The 16,208-nt window shown below is 42.1% G+C and carries 17 protein-coding genes; 4 read left to right on the forward strand and 13 right to left on the reverse strand.

The annotated features are described in order from the left end of the window. Positions 1–91: 91 nt before the first annotated feature. The 9 genes from MSG36_RS20435 to ccoN form a co-directional block, all read right to left on the reverse strand. Positions 92–838 (reverse strand): FNR family transcription factor, encoded by a 747-nt coding sequence (locus MSG36_RS20435; RefSeq protein ID WP_017059637.1) that lies wholly within the window; start codon positions 836–838, stop codon positions 92–94. A gap of 86 nt (positions 839–924) precedes the next feature. Continuing rightward, positions 925–1,599: a sulfite exporter TauE/SafE family protein gene (locus MSG36_RS20440; RefSeq protein WP_248369523.1), complete on the reverse strand. Its 675-nt coding sequence runs from the start codon at positions 1,597–1,599 to the stop codon at positions 925–927. Next, complete coding sequence (ccoS, locus tag MSG36_RS20445; protein WP_248369525.1) at positions 1,589–1,825, reverse strand: cbb3-type cytochrome oxidase assembly protein CcoS; 237 nt, start codon at positions 1,823–1,825, stop codon at positions 1,589–1,591. Before ccoS ends, MSG36_RS20440 begins: the two co-directional genes overlap by 11 nt. Further along, complete coding sequence (locus tag MSG36_RS20450) at positions 1,825–4,197, reverse strand: heavy metal translocating P-type ATPase metal-binding domain-containing protein (protein WP_248369527.1); 2,373 nt, start codon at positions 4,195–4,197, stop codon at positions 1,825–1,827. Before MSG36_RS20450 ends, ccoS begins: the two co-directional genes overlap by 1 nt. 5 nt (positions 4,198–4,202) lie before the next feature. Further along, positions 4,203–4,682, reverse strand: a complete 480-nt coding sequence (locus MSG36_RS20455) for a FixH family protein (protein ID WP_017059641.1) — start codon at positions 4,680–4,682, stop codon at positions 4,203–4,205. Positions 4,683–4,790: 108 nt separating this feature from the next. Then, positions 4,791–5,765, reverse strand: coding sequence for a cytochrome-c oxidase, cbb3-type subunit III (gene ccoP, locus MSG36_RS20460; protein WP_017063857.1), 975 nt, complete (start codon positions 5,763–5,765; stop codon positions 4,791–4,793). After that, positions 5,765–5,938, reverse strand: coding sequence for a CcoQ/FixQ family Cbb3-type cytochrome c oxidase assembly chaperone (locus tag MSG36_RS20465; RefSeq protein ID WP_004733679.1), 174 nt, complete (start codon positions 5,936–5,938; stop codon positions 5,765–5,767). Before MSG36_RS20465 ends, ccoP begins: the two co-directional genes overlap by 1 nt. 9 nt (positions 5,939–5,947) lie before the next feature. Then, on the reverse strand, positions 5,948–6,568 hold the full coding sequence (gene ccoO / locus MSG36_RS20470; protein ID WP_017059643.1) for a cytochrome-c oxidase, cbb3-type subunit II: 621 nt from the start codon (positions 6,566–6,568) through the stop codon (positions 5,948–5,950). 11 nt (positions 6,569–6,579) lie between these two features. Beyond that, complete coding sequence (ccoN, locus tag MSG36_RS20475; protein ID WP_009846707.1) at positions 6,580–8,013, reverse strand: cytochrome-c oxidase, cbb3-type subunit I; 1,434 nt, start codon at positions 8,011–8,013, stop codon at positions 6,580–6,582. 252 nt (positions 8,014–8,265) lie between these two features. On the opposite strand from ccoN, the gene MSG36_RS20480 reads away from it, so the two are divergent. The 4 genes from MSG36_RS20480 (at position 8,266) to MSG36_RS20495 (ending at position 12,520) form a co-directional block, all read left to right on the forward strand. Further along, positions 8,266–8,631: a hypothetical protein gene (locus MSG36_RS20480; RefSeq protein WP_048610975.1), complete on the forward strand. Its 366-nt coding sequence runs from the start codon at positions 8,266–8,268 to the stop codon at positions 8,629–8,631. A gap of 115 nt (positions 8,632–8,746) precedes the next feature. After that, positions 8,747–9,931 (forward strand): FIST N-terminal domain-containing protein, encoded by a 1,185-nt coding sequence (locus MSG36_RS20485; protein ID WP_052878447.1) that lies wholly within the window; start codon positions 8,747–8,749, stop codon positions 9,929–9,931. Then, positions 9,931–11,652 carry an ATP-binding protein gene (locus tag MSG36_RS20490; protein ID WP_248369530.1) on the forward strand — a complete coding sequence of 574 codons (1,722 nt, stop codon included), beginning with the start codon at positions 9,931–9,933 and terminating at the stop codon, positions 11,650–11,652. The genes MSG36_RS20485 and MSG36_RS20490 overlap by 1 nt, the downstream gene beginning before the upstream one ends. A 445-nt stretch (positions 11,653–12,097) precedes the next feature. Next, entirely contained in the window at positions 12,098–12,520 is a 423-nt protein-coding gene (locus tag MSG36_RS20495) for a phage protein (protein ID WP_048612102.1), read from the forward strand. A 161-nt stretch (positions 12,521–12,681) separates the two neighbouring features. Here MSG36_RS20495 and MSG36_RS20500 read toward each other — a convergent pair whose 3' ends face one another. The 4 genes from MSG36_RS20500 to MSG36_RS20525 all read right to left on the reverse strand — a co-directional run bounded on the left by MSG36_RS20500 (position 12,682) and on the right by MSG36_RS20525 (position 16,114). Next, positions 12,682–13,266, reverse strand: a complete 585-nt coding sequence (locus tag MSG36_RS20500; RefSeq protein ID WP_248369532.1) for a hypothetical protein — start codon at positions 13,264–13,266, stop codon at positions 12,682–12,684. A 140-nt stretch (positions 13,267–13,406) separates the two neighbouring features. Then, the gene (locus MSG36_RS20510; RefSeq protein ID WP_248369536.1) at positions 13,407–14,345 is read right to left on the reverse strand and encodes a DUF6602 domain-containing protein; all 939 of its coding nucleotides are present in this window, start codon (positions 14,343–14,345) and stop codon (positions 13,407–13,409) included. A gap of 132 nt (positions 14,346–14,477) precedes the next feature. Then, positions 14,478–15,374: a hypothetical protein gene (locus MSG36_RS20515; protein WP_248369538.1), complete on the reverse strand. Its 897-nt coding sequence runs from the start codon at positions 15,372–15,374 to the stop codon at positions 14,478–14,480. A 122-nt stretch (positions 15,375–15,496) separates the two neighbouring features. Then, positions 15,497–16,114: a hypothetical protein gene (locus MSG36_RS20525; RefSeq protein WP_248369542.1), complete on the reverse strand. Its 618-nt coding sequence runs from the start codon at positions 16,112–16,114 to the stop codon at positions 15,497–15,499. Positions 16,115–16,208: the final 94 nt, after the last annotated feature.

A 16,208-nucleotide genomic window follows, 5' to 3' on the forward strand; every position in this document is an offset into this window, starting at 1 on the left:
CGTAGTTATGGAGAGATTAAGAGAAATATAAGAGGTTTTAAGAGAGAAACATGATGTAGCTCATTATTGAACTACATCATTGATATCTAGACTATTCTTTTGAAACGCCAGCAAGTTCCATCAACGCATCGTGATCTTCGATAGTGATATATTTGCCTTTAACGCTCAAGATGTCTGCTTTTTGGAAACGACCTAGAAGACGGCTGATCGTTTCAACAGTCAAACCAAGGTAGTTACCAATATCGCCACGAGTCATCGTTAGGCGGAACTCACGCGGGCTGAAGCCACGTTGAGAGAAGCGAGTAGAAAGGTTGTAAAGGAATGCAGCAAGACGCTCTTCCGCGTTCTTCTTAGAAAGAAGCAGAATCATTTCTTGGTCACCTTTAATCTCGTTACTCATCAGGCGCATAATTTGCTGACGCAATTTAGGCATTTTTCCTGATAGGTCATCAAGAATCTCATATGGGATTTCACATACCATAGAAGTTTCTAGCGCTTGTGCGAAACTAGGGTGTTGGTCACCAGTAATCGCATCGAAGCCAACAAGATCGCCCGCTAGATGGAATGCAGTAATCTGCTCATCACCTTGCTCGGTAATCGTGTAGCTCTTGATCGTTCCAGAGCGAATAGCATATAGAGATTTAAGCTCGTCACCGGCTTTAAATAACTCTTGGCCTTTTTGAATAGGCTTTTTTCTCTCAATGATCTGATCAAGTTGATCGAGTTCAGATTCATTCAAAGTAAACGGAATACAGAGCTGGCTAATACTACAATCCTGGCAATGGATCGCACAGCCACCAGACTGAACACGTTTCGTCACAGGCTTTTCAGAAATCATAACAATCTTTCACTATTTGATATACGTCAATATTTTAGCATTCCTTTATCCAGTTGGGTAGTAAAAAAACCGGATTTAAAGATTGCCTATACGGTATAAATAATGAGCTGCAATGCCATATATCCGGTATAGAAACCATATAGGAGGATTAAAATTGCGCCTAATTGGCGAAGTAAGTCAGCTTGTTGCAGTTTTTTGAGGAAATTAGCGCCCATGCCAACGGTGAGCATTGCTGGAAGCGTACCTAAACCGAAAGCAAGCATGATACCGGCTCCGTTGTACCAACTTCCTGATACGGCCGCCCACGTAAGCATTGAGTAAACTAAGCCACATGGTAGCCAACCCCAAATAAAGCCAAACGGCAAAGCGTGGCTAGGGTGCTTTAATGGTAGAAATGATTTACCTAAAGGAGAGATATAGCGCCATAGCTTCTGTCCGACTTTTTCAAAGAACAACAAGCCGAACCACCATTTACCGATATACAAACCTAAGACGATCATAAAGCCAGCAGCAAATAATCGCAGCCAACCCAGCAGAGCGTTAAAATCGCTTAGCTGACCTATCGAAGAGATTGCACCGCCGATCACACCACCAATCACGGCATAACTTAGCAAGCGTCCTAGATTATAAAGTAGGGGAATAACAGGGGAAGGTTTACTGTTGCCAATCGAAAGAAGCGACGCAATACCACCACACATTCCCATGCAGTGGCCTGCGCCGATCAATCCAACAACAAAGGCTCCGATCCAATCAGGCGTCATCGTTCTTTTTGTCTACGTTAGTTTGGCTTTCGCTGTAAGCTTTCTCATTATTGACAGGTTTGCTATCAGAATGGTTGTGAGCCTTTTCGTCTTCATCAAATAGAATGTTGTGGCCTTGACGTTCTAAGTCTTCAAACTGTTCGCTCTTCACCGCCCATAGAAAAATACCAACAGCGATGCACACTAGTACAATCGCAATGGGAATCAGGATGTATAAACTTTCCATTATTTACCTTGCTCTTTTAAAAGCCTTAACGAGTTAGACACAACAATAATAGAGCTGGCAGACATGCCAACAACGGCAATGTATGGAGCAACCAAACCTGCAACAGCCAATGGAAGAATGAGTAAGTTATACCCTAATGACCAAGCTAGGTTTTCACGGATTATCTTACGCGTTTTTAACGCCAAAGTACGCGACTTAAGTAATCTATCGAGCTTATCACCCAACAACACCATATCCGCAGAAGCTTTCGCCACATCCGTACCGCCGCCCATAGCAACGGAAAGGTGAGCACCCGCAAGAATAGGGGCATCGTTAATGCCATCGCCAACCATCATGGTAATGTCACTTGCATCTCGAGAGTTCAAGTAAGCAAGTTTATCTTCAGGCTTCGCGTTAGCAACAATGTCTGTAATACCGATCTCTTCAGCAACAGGCTTCGCGTTAAGCAAAGAATCGCCAGTAAGCAGAGTCGTTTTGATTCCCGCTTCTTTAAATTGCTTAATAAACTCAATGCTTTCTTTACGGATTGGATCTTCATAAGTAAATGTCGCGATATGACGACCCGCCATCGACAAGTAAATGCCGTTGCTTTCCGATGGTTGAGCTTCACCTAGAATGAATTCGCTACTACCAATCGCAACTTCTTGGCCGTTCCACTCACCAGTGATGCCTGAACCAATTACGTTATTGACAGACTCTACTTCGATATCATCTGAAATATGAGTCTTGAACGCTTTAGCGATAGGGTGGTTAGCGTATTGTTCCAGGCTCGCCGCTACTTTGAGACAAGTGTCTTTATCAAGTTCAGCGAAGGTTTCAACTTGGCTGATACGAATATCACCCTCAGTCAATGTGCCTGTTTTATCGATGATCAAGTGATTCACTTTGCACAAGGTTTCGAATACGTGGCCTTTGCGCAGCAAAATACCGAAGTTACCCATGCGAGAAGTGGAACAGGTAATCGCCGTCGGTGTTGCAAGTGACAGAGCACAAGGACACGTTGCAACCAATACCGAAAGCATGATCCAGAAAGCGTCTTCTGGTCGTGTTTGGTGCCAGTAGAACCAAGTACCGAACGAAATGATTAAGATCACCGCAACAAAGTATCGAGCCACAACATCAGCAATTTCTGCGATGCGAGGTTTAGACAGTTGTGCTTCGTCTTGCAGGCGAACGATATTAGAAATCACCGAATCCGCTTTTGACGTCATCACTTCCAATTCAAACGATTCATCACCATTCAATGTGCCAGCAAAGACGGTATCGCCTTCGTTTTTGACCACATGGATAGATTCGCCAGTCAGCATCGATTCATCAATATGGACTCTGCCAGATAATACTTTGCCATCGGCAGGAATGTGTTCACCCGGAAGAACGCGAATTTGGTCGCCAACTTTTAAGGTTTTTACCGGAACTTGTTCGCCATCTAACGTTGTTGCCATAGCAGGAACGAGCTTAAGCAGGTTACCACTAGCAGCTGCTGCTTTACGACGAGCGCGCATTTCAAGGAAACGACCAAGCAGTAGGAAGAAGGTAAACATCGAGATGGATTCGAAGAAGACTTCACCTTTCTCTGTCACCGTTGCGACCAAACTTGCAACATAGGCAAACAACAGAGCAATCGACACAGGTACATCCATACCCAATGTTCGACCTTTGAGGCTACGCCACGCATTGATATAGAAAGGCAATGCAGAGTAGAGCAGAACCGGTGTTGCAAAGATTAAGCTCACCCAACGGAAGTAACTTTTGAATTCGGGCTCAAGGTTACCAAAGACTTCAAGATAAAGCGCCACAGCCAGCATCATGACCTGCATGGTTGCTAAACCAGCAATACCTAGACGATAGAGATAATTCTTCATCGAACGATGATAGGCGGCTTCTTGTTGATCAGCCTCGAATGGTGCGGCTTTGTAGCCTAGGGTATGGATTGCAGACAACAGCTCGCTCAGTTTAGTCTGAGTGTTGTCCCAACTGAGCAGGGCGCGGTTAGTCGTGGTATTAACACGAATACTCACAACCCCTAATTTTGAAGAGACTTGCTTCTCAATAAGCCATGCACAAGCAGCACAAGAGACACCTTCTAGTGACAATGTCACTTCAGAGGTGTTTTCAGAGTTACGGACGAACTCCAATTGAACATCTTCGTTGTCGTAATGACTGAGTGCCAGAAGTTGCTCTGGCACGAGATCCGCTTTTTCAGCTGGAGCGGTACGATATTGGTAGTAAGAGACCAAACCGCTATCAACGATTGTCTGGGCTACGGTTTCGCAACCCGGACAACACATAGGTCGCACCGATCCTAAGATTTCTACTTTAAAATCCGTTTCCGCTGGTACATCTTCACCGCAGTGATAACAGGATTCACACATAAGCTTTAGTTCGTTAGTTGAGTAGGAGTATCAATAGGGAAGTTCATGCGACCTTGCACTAACCATTCAGAATCATGCGGAGAAAGCTCGATAAACCATGGACCTTGCATTTCATGGTCCAGAGTCAACGTGTAGTTGCCTCTCGCATCAGCGGTCAGTAGCTGAGTAAAATCACGGTCAGGCAGCGTTCGGTGCACGAACATTGCGCTAATAGCAGGGAAGTGGTCTAGCTTGCCTTTGTCTAGGGTAATGATAACTGAGTTACCTTTCTCGCTAACTGAAGCTGATAGGCCAAGCTCTTTAGCAACGTTTACTTTTGAAATGTCGACATTAATACCTTTACCTTTTTTATAGTAATCTTCAGTGACAACGTTAACTGAATGGTTGGTAAGTATCGCGACTCGAACCAATGTTAGCATAGAAACGCCAACGGTTAGGAAGATCAAAAACCACGGCCAAAACTGCTTATACCAAGGTTGTTCCATATTATTATTCTCAATATATACAATGAAATAAAACTAATTTTTACAAACACTTAAGGTTATAACTGTAAAAGAAACACAGCCCCTTAAGAAGGGGCTGTTATTATTATGTTACTCTTTATCTGAGTTGCTGAGGCTCCAGACGTAGGCAGAGACGAGCTGAACCTTATCCTCACCGAGGATGTCCTTCCAAGCCGGCATTACACCAGAACGTCCGTACATGACTGTTTCCGTCACATCAGCGCGAGAATCGCCGAATAGCCAGTCACGGTCAGTCAGGTCAGGTGCGCCAACAGCAGGGTTACCCTTACCATCAGTACCGTGACACGCTGCACACACTACAAAGCGCGCTTTACCAGCTTCTGCTTCACGTGCGTTTACGCTACGACCTGAAAGGCTAAGCGTGTAGCTAACTACTTCTTTTACGCCTTCTTCGCCAAGAGCGTCTTTCCAACCTGGCATTTGACCGACACGACCATGCATGATGGTAGTCACGATAGCTTGTGGTTCACCACCATATAGCCATGCGTCATCAGTTAGGTTCGGGAAACCTTTCTGACCACGTGCATCAGAGCCGTGACACTGAGAACAGTTTTGTAGGAACAAACGTTGGCCCACTTTGATTGCATCAGCATCTGATGCAATGTCAGGGACAGAACGTAGACCATTTTCGTCGTGAGCTAGCTTTCTGAAAGCTTCACCAAAGTAGGTGTCTGCATCATCAAGCTCTTTCGCGTATGCGTCTAACTGTTTGTTTGCTTGCGCAGCAGCGATTGCAGAGCGAGACTCTTCTACGCTACGAACTGTTTGGTTTGAACTCGTCCAACCTAGTAGACCTTTAAAGTTGCCAAGGCCTGGGTATAGAGCTAGATAAACAGCTGCAAATACAATTGTGCTAACGAAAAGGTATGTCCACCATTTAGGTAGCGGGTTATTAAGCTCACGAATACCATCGTATTCATGGCCCATATCCTGACCTTCTTCTACACCTGTTTTATCGTTGGAACACCAACGAAGTAAGGCTGCACAGCCAATCAATGTACCGATTGTGATTACTGTTACCCAAATACTCCAGAATGTACTCATTACTTCGTCACTCCTTGATTTTTATCTTTCGCAGGTGCTTCATCAGCGAACACTAGGTTTGCATCTTCGTCGAAGCGCGACTTACGATTTTTACCGAAAGCCCACCAAACGATGCCGATGAAACAAGCAAAAACAGTAACAGTCCAAACACTTTGAAATGTAATAATGTCCATAATTATTCCTTATTTCATTGCGTGGCCAAGCGATTGAAGGTAAGCGATGATTGCATCCATCTCTGTTTTTCCTTCAACATCTTGTTTAGCGTTAGCAATTTGTTCGTCTGTGTAAGGAACACCAAATTGATTACGGAAGATTTCAAGCTTCTGTTTAGTCAATTTGCCATCAAGTACATTCTCAGCAAGCCATGGGAAACCAGGCATGTTTGATTCAGGAACAAGTTCGCGAGGGTCGATAAGGTGAACACGGTGCCACTCATCAGAGTAACGATCACCAACACGCGCTAGATCAGGACCAGTACGCTTAGAACCCCATAGGAATGGGTGTTCCCAAACACTTTCGCCAGCTACAGAGTAGTGACCGTAACGTTCAGTTTCAGAGCGGAAAGGACGAATCATTTGGCTGTGACATACGTTACAACCTTCGCGAATGTAGATATCACGACCTTCCATTTCCAGAGCAGAGTAAACACGTAGATTTTCTACAGGTTCAGTAGTCTGCTTTTGGAAAATAAGTGGGGTAATTTCTACTAAAGCACCAAAACTGATAGCAATAACGATAAGAATCGCTAGTAAGCCAACGTTCTTCTCTACCAACTCATGGCGATTATTTGAATTTGAGCTCATTCTAAATCTCCTTAAGCCGGTTGAGGGATAGCTTTAAGGCTATCTTTAGGTGCAGAAACAGTTTTGTACGTGTTGTATGCCATTAAGAACATACCAGATAGGAAGATGAAACCACCTAAGAAACGTACAAAGTAGAACGGGTAAGACGCTTCTACAGATTCTACGAAGCTGTAAGTTAATGTACCGTCAGAGTTAACTGCACGCCACATCAAACCTTGCATCACGCCAGAGATCCACATTGCAACAATGTAGAAAACCGTACCAATCGTTGCCAACCAGAAGTGAACATTGATTAGAGATACAGAGTACATACGCTCTTGACCAAATAGTTTAGGAACTAAGTGGTAAACCGAACCGATAGAAACCATTGCAACCCAACCTAACGCACCAGAGTGAACGTGACCGATAGTCCAGTCCGTGTAGTGAGATAGTGCGTTAACCGTTTTGATTGCCATCATTGGGCCTTCGAAAGTCGACATGCCGTAGAATGATAGAGAAACGATTAGGAAACGTAGGATTGGGTCGTAGCGAAGCTTATGCCACGCACCAGATAGAGTCATAATACCGTTGATCATGCCACCCCAAGATGGAGCAAACAGAACCAAAGACATAACCATACCTAGAGATTGAGTCCAGTCAGGAAGTGCAGTGTAGTGTAGGTGGTGAGGACCAGCCCAGATATACAGAGACACGAGAGCCCAGAAGTGAACAATCGACAAACGGTAAGAGTAAACAGGGCGACCAGCTTGTTTAGGAACGAAGTAGTACATCATACCTAGGAAACCAGCTGTCAATAGGAAGCCTACCGCATTGTGTCCGTACCACCATTGCACCATTGCATCGATCGCACCGGAATAAATCGAGTACGATTTAAACGCAGAGACAGGAACAGCAAGGCTGTTAACGATGTGCAACACGGCAACCGTGATGATGAAGGCTCCGAAGAACCAGTTTGCTACGTAAATGTGCGATGTCTTACGTTTAATCATGGTTCCGAAGAACACGACCGCATAAGCTACCCACACAAGAGTAATAGCAATATCGATTGGCCATTCAAGTTCTGCGTATTCTTTACCAGAGGTTAAACCTAACGGTAAAGTAATTGCAGCGGACAGGATAATCGCTTGCCAACCCCAAAAGGTAAAGGCTACGAGAGGGCCACCAAAGAGACGCGTCTGACAGGTACGTTGTACAACATAATATGATGTTGCAAACAGCGCACTTGTACCGAACGCAAAAATAACCGCATTAGTATGCAGGGGACGTAAACGACTGTACGTCAACCACGGCGTATCAAAGTTTAGCTGTGGCCAAACTAATTGAGCGGCAATCAAAACACCAACGCCCATACCGACAATACCCCACAAAATTGTAACTAGGGTAAATTGACGGACGACCGTATAGTTGTAGTTTTGTTCAAGCTGCTTTTCTTGGCTCATTTGCATGCTTCCAATTTCTTATTTACTACACTTTACTTCCAACACGACTCACGTCGTAATGCCACCCAAATTAGAAAAGGAAATTCAGCCTATTCAGGGCTTTATTTCCACTTGCTGATTTTAAAAAAAAGTGGCATTTTCAACGCGACACTATACTTGAATTAACAAATCAATGACAGAGTAGTAACCTTACGCTTGGTCTGGAATTGGATTTTTATTTAAAAACTTTGAACTTTGTAACAAGGAGTAAAGATTATAATGGCGGCACAAAAGCTAACAAAAGGCAGGCTTGTTCAAATTATCGTCATGTTGGTTATTTTAATAGCTGCATTTACTTGGAGAACAGTAACATACGATAATAACGAAACAGTGAACTGTATAGTTTCAAAACCTTGTGAATTTGGTATTGATAATCATAATGTTTTAATTTCGGGCGATAACCTAGGGTATTCGATCGAAACATCTAAAACTGGCAAATTTATCATTAGCTATAATGAAAGCGGAATTCTGGAAGAAAAAGGGCCATCAAATTGGCTGTTACAAACTAATGATAAGACCTCCTCAATAACGGTTACATTTCCACAACAGGTGAGCACGTTTTCTGTAAACTTGTCCAAAGAGTAACAGAGATAAAACTGGGGCACGCCTCGGGTCTTTTGATAGAAATATGTACCAAATCAGTGAAACACAGTGCATTAAAGTGTTATAAAGAGAGCATTAATAAAGTTACCCAGAATCTATGAAATTTCTATCAAAAGTCTCTTACTCCCTAGACGATAAAATCGCAGTAGATGAGTTGCTCAGCGGGGTGGAAAACCCTGACGATATTGCTTGTCTTATTTGCTACTGCACAGAAGAGTATTCGACACTCGCTGTGCAGAGATATTTCGTAGATGCTCTCCCGAACACTCCCATACATGGCTGTACTACTTGTCATGGCATTATGACCGAAACTGGTTTTCATTCTGGTCCAGTCATTGGCGTCCTCATTATATATGACTCGGGGATCAACGCCTATGGTACGGGAATCGAACATTTCAGCGACTCCATCGGCCGCAGTACCTTCAACGCGATAGACAAAGCACTCAAGAACGCCAACCGAGAAGGTGAAATCCCTGATCTTATCTTGTTGCATTCCACACCGGGTAACGAAGAAAAGGTGATGGCGGCTATCGATAAGAAATTTGGTACTGAAGTGCCAATTATTGGTGGCAGTGCTGCAGACAATCAGGTTTCAGGAAACTGGAGTATCTTCACCGAAGAGTCGCTGTCTATAAATGGCGTATCTTTGACGGTAGTGTTTGCGTCTCAGTCCATCTATTCCTCTTTCAGCGCCGGTCATACACCTACGCGCTATTCAGGCACCGTGACCAAAGTAAGAAACCGAATTTTGTTGGAGATAGACCACAGGCCAGCCGTCACCGTTTACAACGAATGGACAAATTTCCACTTAGGTGGCAGTGATGATGGTTATATCTTCGAAAAGTCGTCTGTCTACCCACTAGGCAGGAAAGTCGGCTCTTCATACGATTACCCATATTTCAAATTGTCTCATTCGATCAGAGAGACAGAATGTAATGGGATTGAGCTATTCACAGACATCAGTGAAGGTGACACCATCTACTTGATGCAAGGTTCTAAGCAGCAATTGATTAGCCGCGCCGCGAATATCATTCAGTCCTCATACTACAACGACATGGATCTTGAAGAGAAACTAGGGGCGATCAATATCTTTTGTGCAGGCCCAATGTTGAACCTTAAACAAGATATGGATGAGGTTTGTGAGCAAATAAATCAAGCACTTAATGGGCTTCCGTACATATGTCCATTTACGTTTGGTGAACAAGGCAGGCTCTCTGGTGGTGAGAATGCACACGGGAATTTAATGGTATCGTCTGCAACGTTTTATAGGTTGAAAAAGTAATGGGTTCTGAAGGTCAAGAAGCGCTGCAAGAAGCTCGTATTGAACTGCAAAAACTAAAAGCCCGTGAGCGAAAACTGGCTGAAGAGAACAGGGTGATCTTATCAACCATCTCTGCGATCAGTAAGGCAAGTAACATATCTGAGATATTCTCCAGTCTTGAGTTTGTGCTCAAAAAATACATTAAGTTTGATGACTTTATCGTGGTATCAAGGGTAGGGAACGAAGGCAGTTTCAAAACCCTGCTAAGTAATAACAAAGTCTTCGAACAGATGAATTGGAGCGATTGTGGCAAGCTATCGCGAGTCATTAATGGTGAATGCGCCATTCTTTTCGAACCCAAGTCTCTTGGGGAATTCAACTCTCTGCATCCCATTATTCTCGACCAAATCAACTCCGTTCTGATTACAGGTATAGATAGCGGCCTAACACAATCCGTCATCATCTTTATCCACTCGAATACCAAGCACTTTAGTATTGAAACCAAGGCCACACTAAACCGTTTCCGACCGTTGATAGAGCGTGCTGTTTTCGATATTGAGAACAAAGAAAAGCTTGAAGCAACCGTTCGAGAACGTACAGCAGAGCTTGTCACAGCAAGAAAAGACGCAGAAAGAGCGAACAAGGCCAAGTCTGAATTCCTCGCAATGATGAGCCATGAACTAAGAACACCGCTAAATGCCATCATTGGCCTAATAGACACCCTAAAATCCACATCACTGGACGAAGAGCAACAGTCTATACTGCTTAATATGAGCACATCATCTGAGCTTTTGTTGGCAATTATCAGTGACGTGCTGGATTTTTCTAAGATTGAATCTGGATGCTTCTCACTAGCACCTCAATGGAGCAATGTAAGAGACACTGTAACTTTTGTATTATCTGAACAAAAGAAGACAGCAGACGATAAAGGTTTGTCGCTAACAGTAACCAGCGATATCCCTGAGGGTGAGCTTCATTACATAGACCCAAGCCGATTAGCACAGATCCTATTTAACCTGATTGGTAACGCGATTAAGTTCACAGAGCGTGGGCATGTCCATGTTTCTATCAAGTACCAGCAGAGCTCTTTCTATATAACAGTAGAAGACACAGGGATTGGCATTAGCTCACAACAACTTTCGTCGCTGTTCAGTCCATTTGTGCAAGCTGATAGCACAATCACACGTAGATTTGGTGGCACAGGTTTAGGCTTGGCCATCACTAAAAGACTGGTTGAGCTGATGCGTGGGCGCATATCGGTAAAGAGTAAGCCTGGAAAAGGTTCCAAATTCGAAGTACAACTACCAGTGCTTACTAGAGTTACGAATAATCTGGCCAACAACGAAGATGAATCTTCTCGAGAGTTAAGAAGCCGTTATTCAGTGTTAGTTGTCGAAGACAATCCAACCAATCAAATGGTGATCAAATTAATCCTAACGCGACAAGGCCACGAAGTTTTCATCGCAAGCAACGGTGAGGAAGCGATTGGTTTTGTGGAAAGAGCCAATGACTCGATAGACATTATCTTAATGGATGTGTCGATGCCGGTCATGGATGGATTAACTACAACCAAATACATGAGAGACGCGAACATCAAAACACCAATTGTCGCGCTAACAGCACACACATCAGTAGAAGACAAATGTTCGTGCTTAGATGTCGGCATGAATGATTTCGTGACCAAGCCAGTAAGAACCAAAGAGATCACAGAAGCAATTGATCGATTAATGCTTGAAGTCTAATAAACGTATTCTTAATCGAAGATTAGGAAATATGTTTATTAGGTATTTTATGGTAAATAGCCTTACTGTTAAATAGAACGTCGATTTGATAGATAAACAAGAGGCAGGGCGTCATACAAAGATACCTGCCTTATAAACACCAAAGACAATTTAACATAATATACATAATACGCAGTGATGGAGATTGAAATCTGAGAAGTTTCAGCACCTTAGTCTTTGCAGATTTTGCACACAGCGCCGGATTAAGTCCTTAATGTCGTTGGTTTTATGGATTTTAGCTGCACGTTTATGCATGTTGAGTCCAATATTGTTGGCTATACTTGGTTTTCGTGTCTCTGATTTTTACGCTGACGTGTCGCCGTTTCCAGAGGCTTTCTACTACAAACACACTTTATGAGGAGGAAAAAAACTTTGCGCGCTTGTCTTAATTTTTGAAGGAGATCACATGCTCACGCCACACTTTGCGGATCTCGTGCATCATCACTTTGATGGTATCCACGACGCCGCGGCCTTTTTTCACGTTCAACCGATCACGGTCCAACGTTGGCTCTCAGGTGAAGTCCCTGTGAACCCGATGGCCGAAAAATTGATGAACATCCACGCTCGCGGTTATTTGCCTTTAGACCATCGTTGGAATGGATTTAGGGTTCACTTTGACCGTGCCACCTTGATCACGCCTGAACGACGCGAGTTTAATCCGAAAGAATTGCTCAGTTTTGCGTATTGGCGAGACGAACACCGTCAGCTCGTCGAACGCCATGGTCGAATTGATTCCCCAAAGTTTTACCCACCTAAAGAGCATCCGCTGCCATTTCGTGGCGGTCGTCGTATGCCAGCCAAGCCTTGGGTGCCGACCAAATTCAAGTAACACTTCACGCAGGCCTTAGGGAGTTACCATCCGCATAATAAGAACAAAAATTCCAAATTGTGGTAATGAATCCCTATTGTAAGGTACCGAGAAAAAGGTATGACTCTCCTATCCCACTTTTATACGCTGGCTGTGATTCACTCTTAAATTTATTGTTAGGCTTATTTGCTCTGAGTTATGCGCAATATTCTTTCAATCTGTTCTTTCGTTACCTCACACTTATGAGATGCTCGAACACTGAGCATCACGTCTTCCATGTTGTAGTTTGAAGACATAATAAATGACTCTTTTTCCGAAAGAGCTTTGGTAACAAAGTAAATAATTTGATTTACTTGAACAATGATCTGCGCTGTTAGTTGGTAATCAACAAATACAACTGAGCCATCACTTTGAGTAGCTTTCTCGTTTCGATTTTTAGAGTTTATTTTAATAGACTCTTCATAGGTTTTTATCCGCTTAAATAAGCGCCTATGTTCTGGAAGAACATTTTCTCCAAGATTTTGTTGCAGCGAGTTAAAGTAATCCCAATCAATATCGACAGGGTAAGAAAAGTCCGTTCTCTCCGGTGCTTCATATTCGTTCAACAAAGCTGTTGTGTACCAACTTAAAAATTCTTCTTCGATTAACTTCAACTCTGAATACAAACTTCCTTTGATGTTCTGGATTTGTCTTTCTCGCTTGGAGTTCGAAAGCCAATAACCGAACCATACTGCAAATAAAGTTGAAACGACGGATAATATTTCCAATGTAACTCCTAAGAAGCTTAACGCGCTGTTAAGGTGTGTGCAACGCAATGTCGAAGCTCCCGTATACCACCTTAAACAAAAAACGCAACGCATAGCAAAAATGCGAAGCGTTGCGAATCACTCTTAAATGCTTTGTTAAGTTATCTGATAACGACTAATTCACCATTGTCTAGTGCAAACTTTAACTTATAGTCCTTTGGTAAGTACTCTTTATATATATTAATATTTGGACTCAGTTTTTTAAATGAAAGAAGCTCATTTAATATTGTTAGAAATTCCAGTAGTACCTTACTTTGATCTATTGCGATTTTTCGTTTACCCATCTCAGACAACGGATATTTTTTACCATCTACCGTAATAAAAGGCTTATTTTTGCATAGGGACAATGAGCCATCTTTATTAGTATAATATCCATCCATTTCCTGGTCATACAACGGACACATAAATCCATGCACCCCAGTTTCAACATGATTCAGCAGGATACCATGGTCTAAGCAGAAAACGTGACTTGGAGTATGCTCATAAATTTCACCAACCTCAAACCAATCTTGGAATGTGGTAAATTTCTTTGCTGAACTTGAAAAACCAAAAATATACCCTTGAGGTGAAGTCGTGGAAACAGTATTCCACATAACTGTATCTGCATTTAACTCATAAACAGGATCTACCGGCATTTCTCGAAAGGATTGTTTTATAAATTTTAGCTTTTTTACTGATTTGATATTTTCAATCGCTTCAGTCATTTTCTTTTTGCTTAGTGTTGTCTTAACCTCAATTACCGCATATACAAAATCAACTGGAAAAAACTTAACATCTGTCTGAGCAAATATCTCAGGGTAATTGAATGCGTCATAAATGATGATGTCACACTGCTTACTTTGCTGCCCTTCGTGATCTACTACAACCCCAGTCCCAATCGCATACTTTTTAGGCAGGAACTTCTCTAATAGTTCCACTAATACATTTTCGTTACCTTCGCCTTTAACCCCTTGATGCTCAAATAGATCATTGATATCTGAAACTTCGGCATCGATTTTTTGGGCTATCGCTTGATAATATGGTGATAAAAGCTTATCCATTATTCCTTCCTAACATTTTAAAGTAACTTAACGCCCAATTAAGGGGTGAACAACGCCTCCCCCCAAACCTAAAGCATTATGTTATAAACAATCTGAAGTGCCAAGCGTTGAGAGTCCCTCTTAAATTGCTTGTTAGAATTGTTTATTTTGCACAGAAAATAGACTGTAGAAATACTCAACGGTAGCACCACACAAATTTTTCAGTTCATCAACTCCAATATCAATAGTTTCGCCAACACACTGCTCGGTATCAACTTCTGAAACAAACTTCTCATCAATTTTACCATTTCTATGGATGATAATATGTCTTATTGACTCAATTTTTTTCAGTTGAAGCAAATCAGATTCAGATATTGAAAAACCATATAGTTCTTTGAATATTAAAGAGTACTGGGAAATATTAAACCCTTTGTTCAATATATGCAGGTCATAAAGTTCTTCTAGCGTAAATCCCCCTTGTAGAAGTTGTGTTTTAATCTTGTTTAATAGTGTATTACAACTAGATGATCCTATTTTCAATCCACTAGTGCTTAAGACTGTTAATGCTGATTCATAATCTTTAATTACAATTTCTTTTAAGCACAATTTTGAGTACTTTTCAATACAGCCATATGCATTAGCTAGGATAGAACTATATAACTTATAGTACTTCTCTTTAACTTGCTCTACATCGCTAAGGTGCTGAAATGTTGGAACAACAGCATCAAGTGCTTTTAAATACAGTTTTTCTTTAAATATGAAGTCTGAAAACTCTTTACTCTTTTCACACCCTGCTTTAGCTCTGATGATTAACTCTTTTTGGAGAGTTGTCTGACTAATACCTGAAGCCAGAAAAGCAACAAAAAAAGGTAGGCTACTGACTTCGAAAATTCCCCTAATTTCGTGTAGACATTTTGAATGAAGATCAGCGAAGCATGGTAGAATTTCTCCAATTTCTTCAACTTTATAAAAATCATCATTGCTCAATTCTTTTTTTGTATAAAAATAAAACTTTTCTTGGTATTTCTCGAAATCCCACTCTTCTGACATACATCACCTTAAAATTCTAACGCCCAATTAAGGTGTGAACAACGCAATACTGAAGTTCCCGTATACCACCTTAAACACTAAAACTAACGCATAGTAAAAATGCCACGCGTTGCGAATCACTCTTAAACAGTTTGTAATGCTTTTATTGTGGCGAGCCTTGCCTCTCTACCAGCCTTTAAATTACGAAACAGTTTATCCAGGTCATGCCTAGCATCAAAGTGCGCATGCCTACAATTAGAGGCATTGCCACCAAGAGACTCATAAATAGTAAGGACTATTTCCTTTGCCACATTTGATGCTTTAGTCAGGTCATTTGGCGTAATTCCAGCTCTTTCATAAGCACTGAGCTCTGTAGTATTGCCGCTAACATGTGCGTACACATTATGACGAGGGTGCTTAATATTCACCCAAACGTCATCGCATGATGAATACTTTTCTCTAAGCTCTTGAGTAAGATCCTCACCGATTTGTGCTTCAACTAAATCTAGCAACTTAAGGATATTTACAGAGTTCTTTTGATCATCAGATACTCTCGACAACCCCATGAGCAAGGTAGAATAACTACTACGACTGATAGATACGAATAAAGCACTATACATATTAAACTGAGTATCATATTCACTGTGCTTTGATGGGTCGATTAAAACACGCCAAACCTGTTCCGCATCTGACATCTCACACACAGAAGCAACCATTGCGTCAACAATTTCATTAGTTGTTAATTTTAACTTCTTTACCATTTTTACTCTCGAAAGCATAACGAATGACATGGATTCCCCCTACCGAGGATCTGCCACACTTATGTGGTACTAAAATGCATCGGAGGCACCATGT

Origin of the sequence: Vibrio sp. 1CM8B (genome assembly GCF_023161685.1) — a bacterium.
GTDB lineage: Bacteria > Pseudomonadota > Gammaproteobacteria > Enterobacterales > Vibrionaceae > Vibrio > Vibrio coralliirubri.